The sequence below is a fragment of the Luteibacter sp. HA06 genome (assembly GCF_054061215.1).
Window position 1 is genome coordinate 3,297,560 of the sequence record NZ_JBSSDZ010000001.1, and the last position, 17,356, is coordinate 3,314,915.

Sequence of the window (17,356 nt, forward strand, 5' to 3'; positions counted from 1 at the left end):
TCCCACAGGAAGCGGGCCTGACCCTGGGAAGTTACGCCTTGTTGGCGAACTCGCGGACGATCGGGGCCAGCTTGGGATCTTCCAGGGCCATCGCCATGGTGGCGCGGACCAGGCCCGCCTTGTTGCCGCAATCGAAGCGTGTACCTTCGAAGCGATAGGCAAGGACCTTGCCCTGGTCTTTCAGCAGGTCTTCGATGGCGTCGGTCAGCTGGATTTCGCCACCCGCGCCTTCGCGCGTATTGCGCAGATAGTTGAAGATCTCGCACGGCAATACGTAGCGACCCACGACGGCGAGCGTCGACGGTGCGTCGGCCGGCTTCGGCTTCTCGACCATGTGGGTGATGACCGAAGTACGATCGTCCAGGGTCTCCTTTGCGTCGACGATGCCGTACTTGTCGGTGTCCTTCTCAGGCACTTCCTCGACGGCAATGACGCCAGCGGTGTACTTGTCGGCCACTTCGGCCATCTGGCGCAGTGCGCCCTTGCCCTTGTTCCAGATCAGGTCGTCCGGGAGCATGACACCAAAGCGCTCATCGCCGATCACCGGCGCCGCACGAAGTACGGCGTCGCCGAGCCCGAGGGCCTCCGGCTGGGTGACGAACACGCAACGCACGTGACGCGGAAGGATGCCGCGCAGGATCGACAGCAGCTCTTCCTTGTTCTTTTCAGCCAGCTTCTCTTCCAGCTCGTACGCCTTGTCGAAGTAATCGGCGATGGCGTGCTTATAGCGGTTGGTGACGAACACCAGCGTGTCGGCACCCGCGTCGACGGCCTCGTCCACGGCGTACTGGATGAGCGGACGGTCGAGCACGGGCAGCATTTCCTTCGCTACCACCTTGGTCGCCGGGAGGAAGCGCGTACCGAGGCCAGCGACGGGAAATACGACCTTGCGCAGGGGTTGGGTCATGATGCGATGTCTCCATTATCGTTTCGGCGTAGCGGCACGACGTTGTCGGACTGAGCGTCGCTCCAGCGGAACGAAGGCAGCAGCTGCGACACGCAGCGACGCAGGGTCTCTTCATCGAACGTGGCCGTCGCCTCTTCGGCGCGGGCCAACTGGGTCTGCAGCATTTCCCACGACACCTGGCGATGCTGCGCCTGGAAGATCTTCGCGTGGGTGGTGCTCGTGTAATTCTCCAACGGGTGGAACAGTTCCTCGAACAGCTTCTCGCCCGAGCGCAGGCCGGTGTAGACGATCTGGATATCGGAGCCGGGACGCTTGCCAGCCAGACGGATCATCTGTTCGGCAAGGTCGCGGATCTTGACCGGGTCGCCCATATCGAGCGCAAAAATCTCGCCACCCTTGCCCAGGCTCGCCGCCTGCAGGATCAACTGGCAGGCTTCGGGAATGGTCATGAAGTAACGCGAAATCTCCGGATGGGTGATCGTCAATGGACCGCCCTGGCGGATCTGCCGGCGGAACAACGGGACCACCGAACCGGCGGAGTCGAGCACGTTACCGAAACGAACGGTTATGAAACGTGTAGGCGTATGCGCGGCGAGATTCTGGCACCAGATCTCAGCCATGCGCTTGCACGCGCCCATCACCGAGGTGGGATTGACGGCCTTGTCGGTGGAAATCAGCACGAAGGATTCGACGCCGCAGCGCACCGCCGCGTTGGCGACGACGCGCGTGCCCATGACATTGTTGCGGAACGCCTCGCGCAGCTGGCCCTGGAGCATCGGCACGTGCTTATACGCTGACGCGTGGAAGACGATCTGCGGCTGGGTTTCCTCGAAGAGGCGGTTGATCGCCACCGTCTCGCGGGCATCGGCGAGCACGCCGTTGAAAATCAGCTCGGGATACGCCGAGGTCAACTCCTGACCGATGCGGTAAAGGTTGTACTCGGACATCTCGACCACGGTCAGCGAGCTGGCACCCAGGCGAGCCACCTGACGGCAGAGCTCGGAGCCGATCGAACCACCACCACCCGTCACCAGCACGCGGCGACCACTGATGTTTTCGCGGATCGCGGTCCAGTCGAGCTCCACCGCGTCACGGCCGAGCAGGTCTTCGATCGCGACCTCCTTGATCTCGTTGAACTGCGCACGCCCGGCCACGACGTCTTCGAGGCGCGGCACGGTGCGGAACGGCAGGCCGGTGCTCTCGCAGAAGGCCACGATGCGGCGCATCTGCGCGGTCGTGGCACCGGGCACGGCAATCAGCAGCATCTGTACCGCGACCGCCTTGGACAGTTCGGCGAGCTGGTCCACCGTGCCGAGCACCGGGATGCCGCCGATCTGTGCGCCACGCAGGGCCATGTTGTCGTCGACGAAACCAATGACGCTGTAGCGGCTGTCACGACGAAGGTCACGCGAGAGCGCCTCGCCAGCGCGATCGGCGCCTACGATGAGCACGCGCTTGGTCGGCGCCGACTGGAACAGGTCGATCCGGCTGTCTTTCCAGAACCGGTAGCTCAGGCGCGGAAGGCCGAGCAACACGACCAGCACGACCGGGTAGACCAGAAGCACCGAGCGGGGCACACCATCGAGGCGCGCATACATGACCATCGCAAGACCGATGATCAGCGCGCCGATGACCGTCGCGCGGATGATGTTCCAGAGGTCTGGCAGGCTCGCGAAACGCCACACGCCTTTGTAGAGGCCGGTCCAGTTGAAGACCGCGCCCTGCACCAGCAGGACGATGGGGAATTCCATCGGCAGATAGGTGACCGGCGCGAGGTCGGGCATGAGCGCATAGCGCAGCGTCTTGGCGATCCACCACGCGAAAGCCGCCATGGCGAGGTCGTGCGCGACGACCGCCGTACGTGGATGGATGATGCCGATGAACTTACGCAGAAACATGTCGCTCCCTTCGACGCAAGCAATACTGCTTGCCAGTACGCCAGACCGCTGCCCCCAGCAGGTATGTTGCCCCGAAACACACGGGCGCCACCGCCGGCCAGCGGAACGCAATCCATGCGACAGGAACGCAGACGAGCACGTTCCACGAGAAGTAGGCCAGGGCCACCCTCCGGTGCGACGTACCTCGCCGCACGAGCCACTGATACAGGTGCTCGCGATGCGGAGTGTACCAGCGCGCACCGCGCAGCATTCGCACGAGGAGCGTCAAGGTCGCGTCGATGACGAAGGACGACGAGAAAATCAGTGCAGGCCACAGCAAGTTCGTGCGAAAGGCCCACAACATGGCGGTCAGGGCAAAAACGATCAGGCCGACCGTGGCGCTACCTACATCGCCCATGAAAATCTTCGCCGGCGACCGGTTGAAGCACCAGAAGCCGGTTGCCGCTGCGGCCAATGCCAGCCCCGCGCCCGCGAGCGCCGGACTACCAGCGGACCAGGCCAGCGCGGCGTAGGCCGCGCCGAAGAACATGGCCTGCTGGGCGGCCAGGCCGTCGATGCCGTCCATGAAGTTGTAGAGGTTGATGCACCAGACACCGGCCACTAGCAGCGGGGCGGCCCAGAGAAGCGTCGAGGTATACGCCGCGACGGCCAGACATATGAGCAGGGTGGCTGCCAGCTGGATGAGGAGCCGGGGCCGGATGGGCAACGAGCCGTGGTCGTCCAGCCAGCCGATCGCGGCGACGGCGATGACCGCAAGGCTGAATGTCCCGGTGATCGCAGGGCCCGGTGAGACCGGAAAGAACAGCATGGCGAACGGGGCGCCGATAAGCACCCCGAGCACGATGCCGATGCCACCACCGCGTGGCGTAGGCAGGGTGTGCGAACGGCGGCGCCCCGGGGCATCGAGCATGCCCTTGCGATTCGCGTAGGCAATAGCCACACGCACGCTGACGTAAGAAACGACGAAGGACAGAACGGCGGTGCCGACGATCAGTGCCAGGAAACTTGCCGTCACATGGCTCATTCGTTGGCGACGCCGTGGATAGGCCGCACCGTGCCCCAGTTCTTGCAGCTCGGGCATTGCCAATGGTGAGCCTTGGCGCCGAAACCGCATCGACTGCAGCGATACATGGCCTGCCCCTCGAGCAGCTTGCGGGTGAGATCGCGCAGGATCAGGTAATTTTCCCGCGCCTCGCCGGACACCTTATCCATCGTGGCGTCGATAAGCGCCATCAGACCACGCACCGACGGCCGCTTGCGCAGCTGGCCCGTCAGGAAGTCGATGGCCGTACGCTCACCATCCCTGCCCTCGTAAAGCCGGGTCAGGGCAAGCACGGGCGAGATACCGTGATAACGCTCCATGATCTCGCGCAGGAACGACTCCGCGCGATCCATCTGCTGCGACCGCGCATAGCAGTTGAGCAGCGGCGGCAGTATCTCCGGCACGAAAGCGATGTCGGCGGCGATCGCGGCTTCATAAGAATCGATGGCAGCCACCATGTCGTCGTCTTCGGCCGAGAGGCGGCCCGCGATCATGTGTGCGCGAACACAATCCTGCTGGCACGCAAACGCTTCGCTGACGTAATCGCGCGCCTCGGTGCGAGCCCCGTGCTGTCGCGATTGCTCGGCCAGCTCGCAATAGAACTGCGCGATCATCGGCGACTCGTCTTCGCTGTTCATGGCCTCGAGGCGGCGTGCATGATCGATGGCCTTATGCCATTCGCGCTCATGCTGGTAGATCGAAATCAGATGGCGTAACGCCGAAGGCGCCAGCGCGTCCATGGCCACGAGGTCGGAGAACAGGGTCTCCGCGCGGTCGAGCAAGCCCGCGCGCATGTAGTCCTCGCCGAGCTCGAGCAAGGCGACCGTCTTCATTTCATCCGACAGGCCCTGGCGCGACACCAGATGCTGGTGCAGCCGAATGGCCCGGTCCACTTCACCGCGCTTACGAAACAGGTTGCCCAGCGCCAGGTGGGTTTCCACCGTATCGCGGTTGTATTCGGCCAGGCGAAGGAAAACCTCCAGTGCCTTGTCCTGCTCCTCGTTGAGGAGATAGTTGAGGCCACGGAAATAGTCGGACGAAAGCGCGTTGACCCGTTCGCCGGAACGCCGTGTGTGCGTGCGGCGGGCTAACCACCAGCCACAGGCAAAGGCCAGGGGGGGTACGAGCGCCAGCAACCAGATCGGATTCATGCGGTCGTCGCGTTGGCTACCTTGCGATCGCTGCGCTCGCCACGGCGCCGGCGCCGTTGGGCGAAGGACGTGCCGAGCCAGGCAGTGATGCCGCCCAGAACCCAGCCCACCAGGACCGCCGCGAGCATCGCGCCACCCTTGGGCAGCGACAGTCGGGCAAAGCCAAGATCGAACGGAACAAGGTCGGCGTTCAGCGCCCCGAACACGATGCCGGCGGCGACGAACAACAGGAGAAAGAGGATGGTAATTAGGCGCATAGGCGTGACTGTACCCGAATCCTGAATACGATGGTGCGCCGCGGTTGGCGATCCATACAGGTTCGCCGAACGCATCCGATTTCGCTCTATGTGGGAGCCGATTCATCGGCGATAGGTGCTTGTGGCAAGGCCGAAGGTTGCGTCGGTCTGGCCCGTTGCCGCGGATCGCCGATGAATCGGCTCCCACAACAGAAAAAGCCCGGCATGGCCGGGCTCATCAGCAAAAAAAACGCCGCGTCAAAGCGCGGCGTCTTCCTCGGCCAGGTTTACGCGTTCGCGTAGTTCCTTGCCAGGTTTGAAATGGGGTACGTGCTTGCCCGGCAGGGCAACCGCCTCGCCGGTCTTGGGGTTGCGCCCCATGCGCGGCGGACGGAAGTGCAGCGCAAAGCTTCCGAACCCACGAATCTCGATGCGCTCGCCCGTGGAAAGGGCCTGGCTCATCTGTTCGAGCACGCTCTTGACGGCTAGTTCCACATCGCTGAAGGCAAGGTGGGTCTGGCGCCGCGCCAGCGCCTCGATCAATTCCGACTTTGTCATGGGTCCCCTGTTTTTCTGCACATATAGCGAGGGGCGGCGAACCGCCCCTCGCCCGACGGTTAGTCGGCCTTGTTCATCTGCTCTTTGAGGAGAGCGCCGAGCTTGGTCGTGCCACCAGCAGCCGAGGCGTAGTCGGACATGGCATCAGCCACGTCTTCCTCGTCCTTGGCACGGATGGACAACTGCAGCTGACGACCCTTGCGGTCCATACCGGTGAACTTCGCCTCGACGGCGTCGCCAACCTTCAGGTACTGCGTAGCGTCGTCGACGCGTTCCTTGGCGATGTCGTTCGCACGGATGTAGCCCTCGACGCCTTCACCGAGGTCGATGGTCGCACCCTTGGCGTCGACTTCACGGACGGTGCCGTTGAGGATCGTGCCGCGCGGATTCGTGGCCATGAACTGACCGAACGGATCCTGCTCCATCTGCTTGATGCCGAGGGAAATGCGCTCACGCTCCGGGTCAACTGCAAGAACCACGGCTTCGACTTCGTCGCCCTTCTTGAAGTTGCGGACGAGGTCTTCACCCGAGGCCTGCCACGAGATGTCGGACAGGTGGACGAGACCGTCGATGCCGCCGTCCAGACCGATGAAGATACCGAAATCGGTGATCGACTTGATCTGACCGGAAACCTTGTCGCCCTTCTTGTGCATGGCGGCGAACGCTTCCCACGGGTTCGAGCGGGTCTGCTTGATACCGAGGGAGATACGACGACGCTCTTCATCCACGTCGAGGACCATGACTTCCGTCTCGTCCCCGACCTGAACAACCTTGGCCGGGTTGACGTTCTTGTTGGTCCAATCCATTTCCGACACGTGCACGAGGCCTTCGACGCCCGGCTCGATCTCGACGAAGCAACCGTAGTCGGTCACGTTGGAGACCTTGCCGAACAGACGGCTGCCGACCGGGTAGCGGCGGGCGATAGCGACCCACGGGTCATCGCCGAGCTGCTTGATGCCGAGCGAAACGCGGTTGCGCTCGCGGTCGTACTTCAGCACGCGGACGTCCAGCTCGTCGCCGACGTTGACGACTTCGGACGGGTGACGCACGCGCTTCCACGCCATGTCGGTGATGTGCAGCAGGCCATCGATGCCGCCGAGGTCGACGAATGCGCCGTAATCGGTGAGGTTCTTGACCACACCCTTCACGACTGCACCTTCCGTCAGGCGCTCGAGCAGCTTCTCGCGCTCTTCCGAGAACTCGGTCTCGACAACCGCGCGGCGGCTGACGACGACGTTGTTGCGCTTGCGATCGAGCTTGATGATCTTGAACTCGAGGTCCTTGCCCTCGAGGTAGACCGGATCACGGACCGGACGCACGTCGACCAGGGAGCCCGGCAGGAATGCGCGGACGTCCTTGATGTCGACCGTGAAGCCGCCCTTGACCTTGCCGGAGATCTTGCCGGTGATGGTCTCTTCCTTGTCGAACGCCTGCTCGAGGTCGTCCCACACCATCGACCGCTTGGCCTTCTCACGGGAGAGCTTGGTCTCGCCGAAGCCGTCTTCGAGCGCGTCGAGCGCGACCTTGACCTCGTCGCCCACTTCTACTTCCAGCGCGCCAGACTCGTCCCGGAACTGCTCGATGGGGACGATGCCTTCGCTCTTCAGGCCGGCGTTGATCACCACCACGTCGTTGCGGATTTCCACAACGATACCGGTGACGATGGAGCCGGGCTTCAGCTTGGAAATAGCCTGCTGGCTCTGTTCAAACAGTTCGGCAAAACTTTCAGTCATGTTGATTCCAGGGTTATGAAAGGTCGTACCCGGCGCCTGCGTACATTCTTTAACGCGTGCGGACAGGGGACCCACCGGTTGTGGGCACATTGAGCGATCCCGGATGGGACCGCCCCGTGCCGTTGCCAAGAACCCGCGCACACTGCGCGAGCGTTGTGCCGGATGCCCCTTACGGACGCACCACGGCGAATACTTTTGCCACCACCACCTCGATAGGCATGCCGGTGGTATCGATGACCACAGCGCCTTCGGCGGGCTTCAACGGGGCGACGGGGCGCGACGCGTCCCGCTCGTCGCGCGCCTCGATTTCTCGCTGAAGGCCTGCAAGTGTAACGCTCAGCCCCTTATCCTTCAACTGCTTATAGCGTCTTTTCGCGCGTTCGGAGGCGCTGGCGGTCAGGAATACCTTGTGGGCGGCGTCGGGGAAAATCACCGTACCCATGTCACGACCATCCGCAACCAGGCCAGGGCCCTTACGGAAGCCGAGTTGCATGTCTACCAAGGCCTGGCGTACCGAGGGAATCACCGCGATGGCCGAGGCGGCGGCGCCGGCGGTCTCCGTACGGAGCTCGTCGGTGGCGTCGTGCCCATTGACCAGGATGTGCGTCTCACTGTGATCGGGACTGGCCTTGAAGCGGATCTTCACGGTTTGCGCGCAGCGGGTAACGGCATCGACATCGGACAGGTCGATGCCCTCCTCGGCCGCCGCGTAGCCCACGGCCCGGTACAGGGCGCCGGAATCGAGCAGGTGCCAGCCAAGCTTCTCGGCGACCAGGCGGCTGATGGTGCCCTTGCCGGAACCCGAAGGGCCGTCGATGGTCAGGACAGGGGCGGCAGCCGAATGGGGCATGGGATAGCTCTCTCACGAAACCACCATGATATCCCGTCGCGACGGGCGAATTGGTCCCATGGACAGCTTTCACATACGCGTGCTACAAGCCCCCATCGTTTCACACCCGCGGGTTACCAGCTCCATGTCCGACGACCTCCAGAGCCAGTTCGAGCAGGCTTCCCTGGATATAACCCGCCTCGGCCACCGACCGGACAACGACACCCTTTTGCGTATCTATGCCCTCTACAAGCAGGGCTCCGAGGGCGACTTCCACGGCGAGAAGCCCGGCTTCTTCGACTTTGTCGGTACGGCGAAGTACGAGGCCTGGGCAAAGCTGGCCGGCACGCCCAGGGAGACCGCGATGCACCAGTACATCGAACTGGTCCGCTCCCTCGGCGGCTGAGGCGATAGGCCTCCGGTAATACTCAGGCGCCGTGCGATAGCCACGCCGCCACGGGCAGCTCGCCGAACAGCGCGGAGGCTTCAACTTCCCCGCCCTGCCGCTCGCCTTCCGCCAACAGCCCGGTCCAGCGCCCCGCCGGTAGGGCTACCCGTGTTCCCGCCCAGTGCTCGACAGGAATCGAGGGAGCCGACATGCCGGCCAGCCAGGGCGCCGTATGCCTGGCCACCACCACGACAAGACGCTGCCCGCGGTATTCGCGCAGGAAAGCGATCACGTGCTCCGCCGCCGGACCGTCGACCGCCAGCGGGCGATAGTTACCCCGGGCAAACAGCTCCGGGTGTTCACGCCGGGCCCAGAGCAGGCGAGCGATGACGGCCTGCTTGACCGTCCCGTCGCGCCACTGCGCAAGGGCGTCCCGGGGCGCAGGCGCCCTGTCGAGGGACGCCGCCCGTGCCGGGAAATCCACCGGGCGCCGGTTGTCCGGGTCGACGAGGCTGAAATCCCAGTAGTCGGTACCCTGGTAGAGGTCGGGGACGCCCGGTGTCGTCAGACGCAGTACGGTCTGGGCCAGTCCATTGGCCGCGCCGGGTGTCGCGATGTATCCGGCGAACGCGGCCAGCTCGACAGCCGCCTCCCCGGACAGCACCGCGCGAAGGAAGTCCTCGCAGGCGTCCTCATACGGTTCGTTCGGCGAGGTCCAGCGCGTCCAGCGCTTGGCTTCGCGTAACGCCTTGCGCTGCCAGGCGGCGATGCGCGTGGCGAACAGCTCGAGGCCGTCGACATCGTCGGGAGCCAGATGCAGCGGCCAGGCGCCGACCAGCATCTGGTAAAGCATCAGCTCGTCGCCTGCCGAGGGCGCCATGCGTCCGTCGGCCCGTTGACGAAGATCGGCGTGGCGGACCCGCCAGCGTTCGACCGTGATCACCCAGCGCTCGGCGACTTCGGAGAGCACGGCAAGACGCGCACGCAAATCTTCGCCGCGCTTGTGATCGTGCGTCGCCGTAGCAAGCAGGTTGTGCGGCAACGTGGCCGCCCTGTCCACGCAGCGCGCGTGAAAGGCTTCGGGCGTCATCGACAACTGCGCCGCATCGACGCCGACCTCGTTGCGCGAGAGCAGGCGTCCATAGCGGTAGCCGGCTGTATCTTCCACCGCCTTGGCCGCCACCGGCGAGGTCGCCTGCTGGAAAATGGCGATCGCGCGCTCTCGGGCGCGTCGTACCGGGCCCGGCGGAAGGCTGCGTGGCGCGATGCCCCCTAACCAGAGCGCGACCAGATGCAGCAGATCCGCGTCCTCCATGCGGATGGTGCGCAACGCACCCTCGACCGCACGCGCAAAGATCGCTTCGTCATACGCGTCGCGCCCTGCTCCACCGGCATAGGTGCGATAGACCGGGAAGTGCACGAGCAACTCGACCAGCACCCGACGGATCGCCGCCAGGGAAACATCGCGCGTGGCGACATCCGCACGTGCCGAGGCGAACAGCGCACGCGCCGTCCGGTCAAGCTCGGCCTCGAAACTGTCGACGAGGATCTGTCGCCGCGCGCGGACGGCCTGCGTGGCAAAGTCGGCGGACTCGCCGGTGAGCTTGCGCCAGAGTTCGGTCAGGGGCGCCTCGCCTGCACCGTCGTGTAGAACGGCAGAGACCTGGTCCATGAACTCGTAACCCGTGGTGCCGTCCGTGCGCCAGTCCAGCCGGAGCGATTCGTCTTCCGCCAGGATTTTTTCAACGACGAGATAGGCGCCGTCGCGCGGCGCGCCGGCCGGACGTTGCAGGCGCAGTTTGTCCAGCCGGTGACGCAACTGCCGGCAGTAACGGCGCGGGTCCGCAAGGCCGTCGACATGATCGCATCGGAGTCCGTCGATCAGGCCTTCCGCGTACAGGCGGAAGATCGTTTTGTGCGTGTCCTCGAACACCGCCGTCCGCTCGATGCGCAGGCCGGCAAGCTCGTTGATGTCGAAGAAGCGCCGGTAGTTGACCATGTCACTGGCCAGCTTCCAGAACGCGAGGCGGTAGTGCTGCCGTTCGATCAATGCATGGAGGGCCGCCCTGCCCTCGGCGGTTTCCGGATCATGACTCGCGACGGCATCGCCGCCCAAGCCGGCAACGGACGCCGGCGACAGCGGCAGGTAGTCGTCGTAGAGTCGCAGGACCCATTGGTCCTTGCGCCGGGCCAGGCGAAGATGACCTTCGCGCAACGTCTCGTCGTACCCCGCGCCGAGGATCGGCAACAGGACACGGCTGCGCAACAAGGGATCCGGCGCCTGCCAGTCGATATCGAAATAATTCGCGTAGCGGCTTTCGCGGCCGTGACGCAGCACGTCCATCCACCAGGCGTTCTGCGTACCGACGCCCATGTGGTTCGGCACGATGTCGAGGACAAGACTCATGCCGTGTTTGCGTAGCTCGGCGACGAGACGGCGCAGCGCCTCCTCACCGCCCAGCTCGGGATTGACCTCGTGGCAGTCGACCACGTCGTAGCCGTGTGTAGAACCTGCACGCGCGCGAAGGATCGGCGAAGCATAGAGATGACTCACCCCGAGGCGCGCGTAATAGCCGACGACCGGCACCGCGTCGTCGAGCGTGAAGCCCGCATGGAACTGCAGGCGCGCAAGGGCGCGCGGCGGGCTCACGTACGATTCCGTGTCTTGTCGATCGCGTCGCAGACCGCATGGGCGATCGGCCCGTCGAACAGGCGCGACGACGTGTCGGGCATGCGACGGCGCCAGTTCGGATGGATCGCGTCGGTGGGACCGGGCAGGTTCGGCTGCTCGTGCAGTCCGAGGATGTCTTCCACCGGATAAATCGCCAGCGGAGCCGGTGCCTGTGCGACATGCCTGGCGGCAGCAACGACGACGGGCGAGATGTCGTCCGGCGCCGGCGGGGCGTCCTCGTTGAACGCCGAACCGGAAGCGCACAAGGCGCGCCACAGGAGGATACGGTCACGTTCGCGTTCCGCGCTTTCGTCCACGGCGGGATCGTCGAGGCCGGTTTTCTTTCGCCACTCCACGTCACGAGCACCCCACCATCCGGCGACCGTCGGTACATCGTGCGTGCTGGTCGTCGCCATGGCCTTGTCCGACCACTCGCGTGGCGAGACGAAACCGCCATCCGCCGCACGCTCGAACCACAGCACGCGAATGCCGAGTACACCCTTGTCACCGATGGCCTGGCGGAAGTCAGCCGGCACGGTACCAAGATCCTCACCAATCACGATGGCACGGTGCAGATGCGACTCGAGCGCGATGAGGCGCAGCATGTCGGTCATCGGGTAGCGGACATAGGCACCCTCGGTCGCACCGGCGCCGTGCGGCACCATCCACAGGCGCTTCAGCCCGAGCACGTGGTCGATGCGCACGCCGCCGGAATGCGCGAGCGCCGCGCGTAACATGCCGATGAATCCCTTGAACCCGGTGTCACGAAGGCCGCGCGGCGAGAACGTCGTGAGGCCCCAGTCCTGGCCGAGGCGGTTGAGCGCGTCCGGCGGCGCGCCGACGGAAAGGCCGCGGAGCATCTCGGCCTGATGGGCCCAGGCATGACTACCACCTGCGTCAGCACCGACGGCGAGGTCCGCCACGAGGCCGATGGCCATGCCAGCATCACGGGCTGCTTTCTGCGCACCTTCGAGCCCCTGCGTCGCCAGCCATTGCAACCATGCATGGAAGCCGACCTCGCGCGAATGTTCACGGGCGAACGAAGCCACCTCGCGACTGGAAGGGTCATGGAACGCGGCCGGCCAGCCCTGCCAGCCACCGGGACGCCCATGTGCGCTGAAGTCGGCATGCAGCGCTTCGAACCGCGCATGCCGCTCGAGGGGCTCCCCTTGAGCGCGGCGGAAGGCACCGAACCGCTCCGAGTGGGCGAGATCCACGGAGGCCGATTCGAACAGGGATCGCAGGATCGTCATGCGCGCCCGAGCGGCGCGCGGCCAGTCGATCAGCTCGAGCCATTCCAGCTCGGCGAGCTCCTGGCGCAGGTTGTGCGTATCGATCACGGCGCGCACGGTCTGCTCGCCACTCGTCCGCACCGGGTCGATATAGAGGCCGTTGAGGAACAGGCGGCTCGACGGGGCATACGGGCTGTAGCGTTCCGGAGCGGCGGCGAACAGTGCGTGCAACGGACTGATCGCGAGCGCATCCGCGCCCTTCTCCGCCGCCGCTTTCGCGCAGGCTTCGAGAGCCGTGAAGTCTCCGATGCCACCGTCGTTCGGGCGACGCAGCCCGGACATCTGCACTGCCATACCCCACGGGCGGCGTGCGCCGGCGACATTACCAGCGCGGGCGATATCGCCGATGCCAAAGGTACGCGGCGGTGCGACGGCAACCGTGACTTCGTCGTCGCCGAGGAACAGCGTGTAATAGCCGGGGATGGCGGGCGAGGCAAACTGGCCCTCGCCGGAAGGCAGGTCGCCTTCGCTGATCAGCGTGCCGTCGTCGGCGAGCAACTTCCACGCACGGCCGCGTGGCGCTGTGGGCAACGCAAATGCGTCGCCGGCATCCGCCGTCACCAGTCGCGGCGGCTGGCGACCGCTGCGTTCCTGCTCGATCCGCTGCAGGCTTGCTTCGACGTCGTCGGTGCTATCGGCGGGAAGATCCAGGGCACGAAGTACAGCGCGCAAGGTGTCGGCGGGAGTGGACTGCGGACGATCCAGCGCGTCGCGCCAATACACGTCCACGCCGGCTTGTTCTGCGAGCAGGGCGAGACGATCGTCGAGGGGGGCGTTCACGGCTCAGGACTCCAGGCAGGCAAGCGTGCGACGTGCAGGAAGCAGGCCGCGCGATACAGAGGCAATGTCGGCGGCATCACCGTGCAGCCACGCCGCCGAGGGCGATACTGGATGCGCCACGGTGACGTCGGTGTCACCGACGTTGACGAACAGGGTGAGCGCCTGGCCGCCGAGCGACCAAGACACCCGGAAGGCACGCTCACCGAGCGGCTCGGCACCAAGGCTGCGCGCATCGTCGATGTAGGATGCGACGTACTTGTGGCGTAGCGCGATCAAGTCACGAATGAACAGGCGGCGATGCTCGCCGTCGTTGATGTCACGCTCCGGAATCGACGCAGTGAATGTGTCGTAGTCGCCCGGGTCGGGAATTTCCTCGCCACCAAAGCTGGTGAACTCGGCGAATTCCTTGCGGCGCCCGTCGCGCACGGCGTCGCGTAACTCGTCATCGGCGAAATCGGTGAAGTACAGGAAGGGCGTGCGGCTGGCCCACTCCTCACCCATGAAAAGCATGGGCACGAACGGCGCAAGCAGGAGCAGGGTCAGCACCGCTTCCATCGTTTCCTTGTCGATCAGGGTGGTCAGGCGATCGCCAAAAGCCCGATTGCCGACCTGGTCGTGGTTCTGCAGGAAATTGACGAAGCGCGATGGCGCCAGGTGCCCACTCGGCTCGCCGCGACGGCGTGAGCCCATCATTTCGCCCTGGTAGGCAAAGCCCTCGCGAAGCGTGCGCAAGAGCTTGTCCATCGGCGACTGGTAGTGCGCGTAATAGCCTTCACCCTCGCCGGTGAGCAAGACATGCAGTGCATTGTGGAAGTCGTCGTTCCACTGGGCATCGAAACGCCCACGGCCAAGCAGGTTCGCCTGGTTTGCCTCGTTCTCCAGGATCAGGTGCACGTGGCGATCCGGCCCGACGGCTGCGTGGACGCGACTCGCCAGCGAGGCGAGCCAGCCAGGGTTGCCGATCGCGTGGACCGCGTCGAAACGCAGTCCGTCGAAACGGAACTCCTGGAGCCAGTAGAGCGCGTTATGCACGAAATAGTCGCCGACCTGCGGCGACGAAACACCAATCGCAGCACCCCACGGGGTGTGCACCCCTTCGTCGAAGAACCGCGACGCATACGCGCCGAGGTAGTTGCCATCGGGGCCAAAGTGGTTGTAGACGACGTCGAGAAAAACCATCAACCCGAGATCGTGAGCGGTGTCGATCATCGCCTTGAGGTCTTCCGGGGAACCGTATGCGTCGGCTGGCGCATAGGGGAGCACGCCGTCGTACCCCCAGTTGCGCTCACCCGGAAACTGGGCGATCGGCATGAGCTCGATGGCGGTAACGCCCAGTGATGCGAGATGGGGAAGAATCATCTCGACGCCGTGGAAGCCGCCAAGAACGCCCACGTGAAGTTCATAGACCACGGCCTCGCGCCAGGGGCGTCCATTCCACGCCGTGTTGCGCCATTCAAAGGCAAGCGGATCGGTGACCACGCTATAGCCATGGACATCGCCGCCGCGCTGCCGACGCGATGCCGGATCCGGCACCGCCAGCGAATCGTTGATGCGAAAGCGGTAGCCGACGCCGACTTCGGCGGGACAGATGCATTCGAACCAGCCATCGTCGAGCGATCGCATCGTTGCGGTATGCCCTGTATCGCACTCAAGGGACACCGCTTCCAGATCGGGCGCCCATAGCCGGAAGCGCGTGTTTCCATCCCCCAGCGCCTTGGCACCGTAGGGCATCGCATGCACGTAGCGGGCGGTCATACCGGCTCCGTCCGGACGATTGCGCCGAGCAGGATGACGCTATGTCCCGCGACCGCGATGGTCGTGTCCGTCCAGGCCACCTCGGTCGCCGCGGGAGAGGCGCTATTGCAGCGCATGCGCCAGTTAGCCATGGGCTCGGGTAAGTGAAACACGTGAGTTTCCGGAGTGGCATTCATGAGTACGAGCGTGACGTCGGCGCGCTTTTCGCCGTAAGCCTGGGCGCGGCGCAACGCGAGCAAACGACCTTCTGTATAACCCCAGGTGGCCTGGGTCATTTCCGCCCCGCTCTCGTCGAACCAGGCGACCTCGCGCATGCCCGGCGCGACTTCGGTGTCGCCCCGGAGAAAATGCGCGGCACGCAGGGTGGGATGCTGCTCGCGCAATCGGGAGAGCCGGGCCACGAAATCGGTCAGCTCCCTGCCCGCCTCCGATGTGGCCAGCTTCCAGTCGTACCAGGACAGTTCGTTGTCCTGGCAATAGGCATTGTTGTTGCCCTGCTGCGTACGTCCGAACTCGTCCCCACCAAGAAGCATGGGCGTGCCATGCGAGAAAAACATCGTCGCCAACATCGCGCGCTTGACGCGATCGCGCTGCACCGTGATGGCGGGATCGTCGGTGGGGCCTTCGACACCGTGGTTATAGCTCTCGTTGTCGTTGCCGCCGTCGCGATTCTCTTCGCCGTTGGCATCGTTGTGCTTGTCGTTGTAGCTGACCAGGTCTTCCAGTGTGAAGCCATCGTGGGCGGTGATGAAATTCACCGAGGCCCAGGGTTTTCGCCGCTGGTGATCGAACAGTTCGCCAGAGGCCTGTAGCCGGCCGGCAAGGACGCCACGCATATTCGAATCGCCTTTCCAGAACTTGCGTATATCGTCGCGGAACTGTCCGTTCCATTCGGCGAAGCCGGGAGGATGATTACCCAGCTGGTAGCCTCCGGGTCCGATGTCCCACGGTTCCGAGATCAGTTTCACGTTAGCCAGCACGGGATCCTGTCGCATGGCATCGAACAGGCCGCAACAGGGATCGAAGCCGTGTTCTTCGCGCCCCAGGCTGACGCCGAGGTCGAAACGGAAGCCGTCGATATGGAAGGTCTGCACCCAGTAGCGCAAGGAATCCATCACCAGCTGGATCACCCGGGGGTGGGCCGTATTGACTGTGTTGCCGGTGCCCGTATCGTTGATGCAGTAACGGGGGTTATCCGGCATCAGCCGGTAGTAGCTCTTGTTGTCCAGGCCGCGGAACGACATCGTCGTACCCAGCTCGCTGCCCTCGCAGGTGTGGTTGTAAACCACGTCGAGGATCACCTCGATGCCGGCAGCGTGGAGTGCCTGCACCGCGGCGCGTATCTCGTTGAGGGCACCTTCGGCCATGTAGCCCGGTTCCGGGGCGAAAAAGGCCAGCGTGTTGTAGCCCCAGTAGTTGCGCAGCTTCATCTCGGTGAGGCGGCGATCCTGCACGAAGGCATGCACAGGCAGGAGTTCCACCGCCGTGATCCCCAGCTTCACCAGGTAGTCGATGACGTAAGGATCGGCCAGCGCAATGAAGGTGCCGCGCTCATTCTGACGGATTCGTTTGAGCGTGCGCGTGAATCCACGCAGGTGCGTCTCGTAGATGATCGTCTCGTTCCACGGCGTATGCGGCCGGTTGCCACCGGTCCAGTGCATCGGCTCGTCGACGACGACGGCTTTCGGCATGGCGGCAGCGCTGTCGCGCCGATCGAAGGAAAGATCAGCGCGCGGCGACGACACGCGATAGCCATGCAGGGCATCCGACCAGCGCACCTGCCCGTGGAGCAGGCGCGCGTACGGATCGAGCAACAGCTTGTTCGGATTGAACCGGTGCCCTTCTTCCGGCTGGTACGGCCCATAGGCACGAAACCCGTACAGCGTTCCCCCACGCACCCGCGGCAGGTAACCGTGCCAGGTTTCATCGGTGCACTCCGGCAGGTCGTATCGCGCTATCTCGCGCTTGCCCGAGGGGTCGAACAGGCACAGTTCGATGCGCTCCGCGTGGGCGGAGAAAACCGCGAAATTGGTACCCATGCCGTCGCAGGTCGCACCCAGGGGATACGGCGAGCCGGACTGCATGCGTTCGGGTAGTGCAGGCATCGATATCCTCG

General features: G+C 64.5%; 13 protein-coding genes. 1 reads left to right on the forward strand and 12 read right to left on the reverse strand.

What is annotated here, in order from left to right:
* Positions 1-31 precede the first annotated feature (31 nt).
* From galU to cmk, 8 genes are all read right to left on the reverse strand, one after another.
* On the reverse strand, positions 32-907 hold the full coding sequence (gene galU / locus ACVWWJ_RS15240) for a UTP--glucose-1-phosphate uridylyltransferase GalU (RefSeq protein WP_159890568.1): 876 nt from the start codon (positions 905-907) through the stop codon (positions 32-34).
* Positions 904-2,805, reverse strand: coding sequence for a nucleoside-diphosphate sugar epimerase/dehydratase (locus ACVWWJ_RS15245; RefSeq protein ID WP_159890566.1), 1,902 nt, complete (start codon positions 2,803-2,805; stop codon positions 904-906). Before ACVWWJ_RS15245 ends, galU begins: the two co-directional genes overlap by 4 nt.
* Complete coding sequence (locus ACVWWJ_RS15250; protein ID WP_456968535.1) at positions 2,792-3,829, reverse strand: MraY family glycosyltransferase; 1,038 nt, start codon at positions 3,827-3,829, stop codon at positions 2,792-2,794. The genes ACVWWJ_RS15245 and ACVWWJ_RS15250 overlap by 14 nt, the downstream gene beginning before the upstream one ends.
* The gene (gene lapB, locus ACVWWJ_RS15255; RefSeq protein WP_159890562.1) at positions 3,826-4,998 is read right to left on the reverse strand and encodes a lipopolysaccharide assembly protein LapB; all 1,173 of its coding nucleotides are present in this window, start codon (positions 4,996-4,998) and stop codon (positions 3,826-3,828) included. Before lapB ends, ACVWWJ_RS15250 begins: the two co-directional genes overlap by 4 nt.
* Positions 4,995-5,255 carry a lipopolysaccharide assembly protein LapA domain-containing protein gene (locus tag ACVWWJ_RS15260; RefSeq protein WP_159890560.1) on the reverse strand — a complete coding sequence of 87 codons (261 nt, stop codon included), beginning with the start codon at positions 5,253-5,255 and terminating at the stop codon, positions 4,995-4,997. The genes lapB and ACVWWJ_RS15260 overlap by 4 nt, the downstream gene beginning before the upstream one ends.
* 237 nt (positions 5,256-5,492) lie before the next feature.
* On the reverse strand, positions 5,493-5,813 hold the full coding sequence (locus ACVWWJ_RS15265; protein ID WP_456968536.1) for an integration host factor subunit beta: 321 nt from the start codon (positions 5,811-5,813) through the stop codon (positions 5,493-5,495).
* 38 nt (positions 5,814-5,851) lie between these two features.
* Complete coding sequence (gene rpsA, locus ACVWWJ_RS15270) at positions 5,852-7,525, reverse strand: 30S ribosomal protein S1 (protein ID WP_456968537.1); 1,674 nt, start codon at positions 7,523-7,525, stop codon at positions 5,852-5,854.
* A gap of 169 nt (positions 7,526-7,694) precedes the next feature.
* Positions 7,695-8,375: a (d)CMP kinase gene (gene cmk, locus ACVWWJ_RS15275; RefSeq protein WP_159890556.1), complete on the reverse strand. Its 681-nt coding sequence runs from the start codon at positions 8,373-8,375 to the stop codon at positions 7,695-7,697.
* Between the two features lie 124 nt (positions 8,376-8,499).
* Here cmk and ACVWWJ_RS15280 point away from each other — a divergent pair, with 124 nt between their 5' ends.
* A complete protein-coding gene (locus tag ACVWWJ_RS15280) occupies positions 8,500-8,760 on the forward strand; it encodes an acyl-CoA-binding domain-containing protein (RefSeq protein WP_159890554.1) in 261 nt (86 codons plus the stop codon).
* 22 nt (positions 8,761-8,782) lie between these two features.
* Here the strand turns inward: ACVWWJ_RS15280 and treY are convergent, their stop codons facing one another.
* The 4 genes from treY to glgX are packed head-to-tail and all read right to left on the reverse strand — an operon-like array spanning position 8,783 to position 17,345.
* A complete protein-coding gene (gene treY, locus ACVWWJ_RS15285; RefSeq protein WP_456968538.1) occupies positions 8,783-11,392 on the reverse strand; it encodes a malto-oligosyltrehalose synthase in 2,610 nt (869 codons plus the stop codon).
* The gene (malQ, locus tag ACVWWJ_RS15290; RefSeq protein WP_456968539.1) at positions 11,389-13,485 is read right to left on the reverse strand and encodes a 4-alpha-glucanotransferase; all 2,097 of its coding nucleotides are present in this window, start codon (positions 13,483-13,485) and stop codon (positions 11,389-11,391) included. The genes treY and malQ overlap by 4 nt, the downstream gene beginning before the upstream one ends.
* 3 nt (positions 13,486-13,488) lie before the next feature.
* Positions 13,489-15,240, reverse strand: a complete 1,752-nt coding sequence (treZ, locus tag ACVWWJ_RS15295; protein WP_456968540.1) for a malto-oligosyltrehalose trehalohydrolase — start codon at positions 15,238-15,240, stop codon at positions 13,489-13,491.
* Positions 15,237-17,345 (reverse strand): glycogen debranching protein GlgX, encoded by a 2,109-nt coding sequence (gene glgX, locus ACVWWJ_RS15300; RefSeq protein ID WP_456968541.1) that lies wholly within the window; start codon positions 17,343-17,345, stop codon positions 15,237-15,239. Before glgX ends, treZ begins: the two co-directional genes overlap by 4 nt.
* Between the last annotated feature and the right edge of the window lie 11 nt (positions 17,346-17,356).

Excerpts from the sequence above, each read along its gene's own strand:
- rpsA (WP_456968537.1), bottom strand. The coding sequence starts at position 7,525 with ATGACTGAAAGTTTTGCCGAACTGTTTGAACAGAGCCAGCAGGCTATT.
- cmk (WP_159890556.1), bottom strand. The coding sequence starts at position 8,375 with ATGCCCCATTCGGCTGCCGCCCCTGTCCTGACCATCGACGGCCCTTCG.
- ACVWWJ_RS15245 (WP_159890566.1), bottom strand. The coding sequence starts at position 2,805 with ATGTTTCTGCGTAAGTTCATCGGCATCATCCATCCACGTACGGCGGTC.
- ACVWWJ_RS15250 (WP_456968535.1), bottom strand. The coding sequence starts at position 3,829 with ATGAGCCATGTGACGGCAAGTTTCCTGGCACTGATCGTCGGCACCGCC.
- galU (WP_159890568.1), bottom strand. The coding sequence starts at position 907 with ATGACCCAACCCCTGCGCAAGGTCGTATTTCCCGTCGCTGGCCTCGGT.
- ACVWWJ_RS15280 (WP_159890554.1), top strand. The coding sequence starts at position 8,500 with ATGTCCGACGACCTCCAGAGCCAGTTCGAGCAGGCTTCCCTGGATATA.
- ACVWWJ_RS15260 (WP_159890560.1), bottom strand. The coding sequence starts at position 5,255 with ATGCGCCTAATTACCATCCTCTTTCTCCTGTTGTTCGTCGCCGCCGGC.
- treZ (WP_456968540.1), bottom strand. The coding sequence starts at position 15,240 with ATGACCGCCCGCTACGTGCATGCGATGCCCTACGGTGCCAAGGCGCTG.
- lapB (WP_159890562.1), bottom strand. The coding sequence starts at position 4,998 with ATGAATCCGATCTGGTTGCTGGCGCTCGTACCCCCCCTGGCCTTTGCC.
- glgX (WP_456968541.1), bottom strand. The coding sequence starts at position 17,345 with ATGCCTGCACTACCCGAACGCATGCAGTCCGGCTCGCCGTATCCCCTG.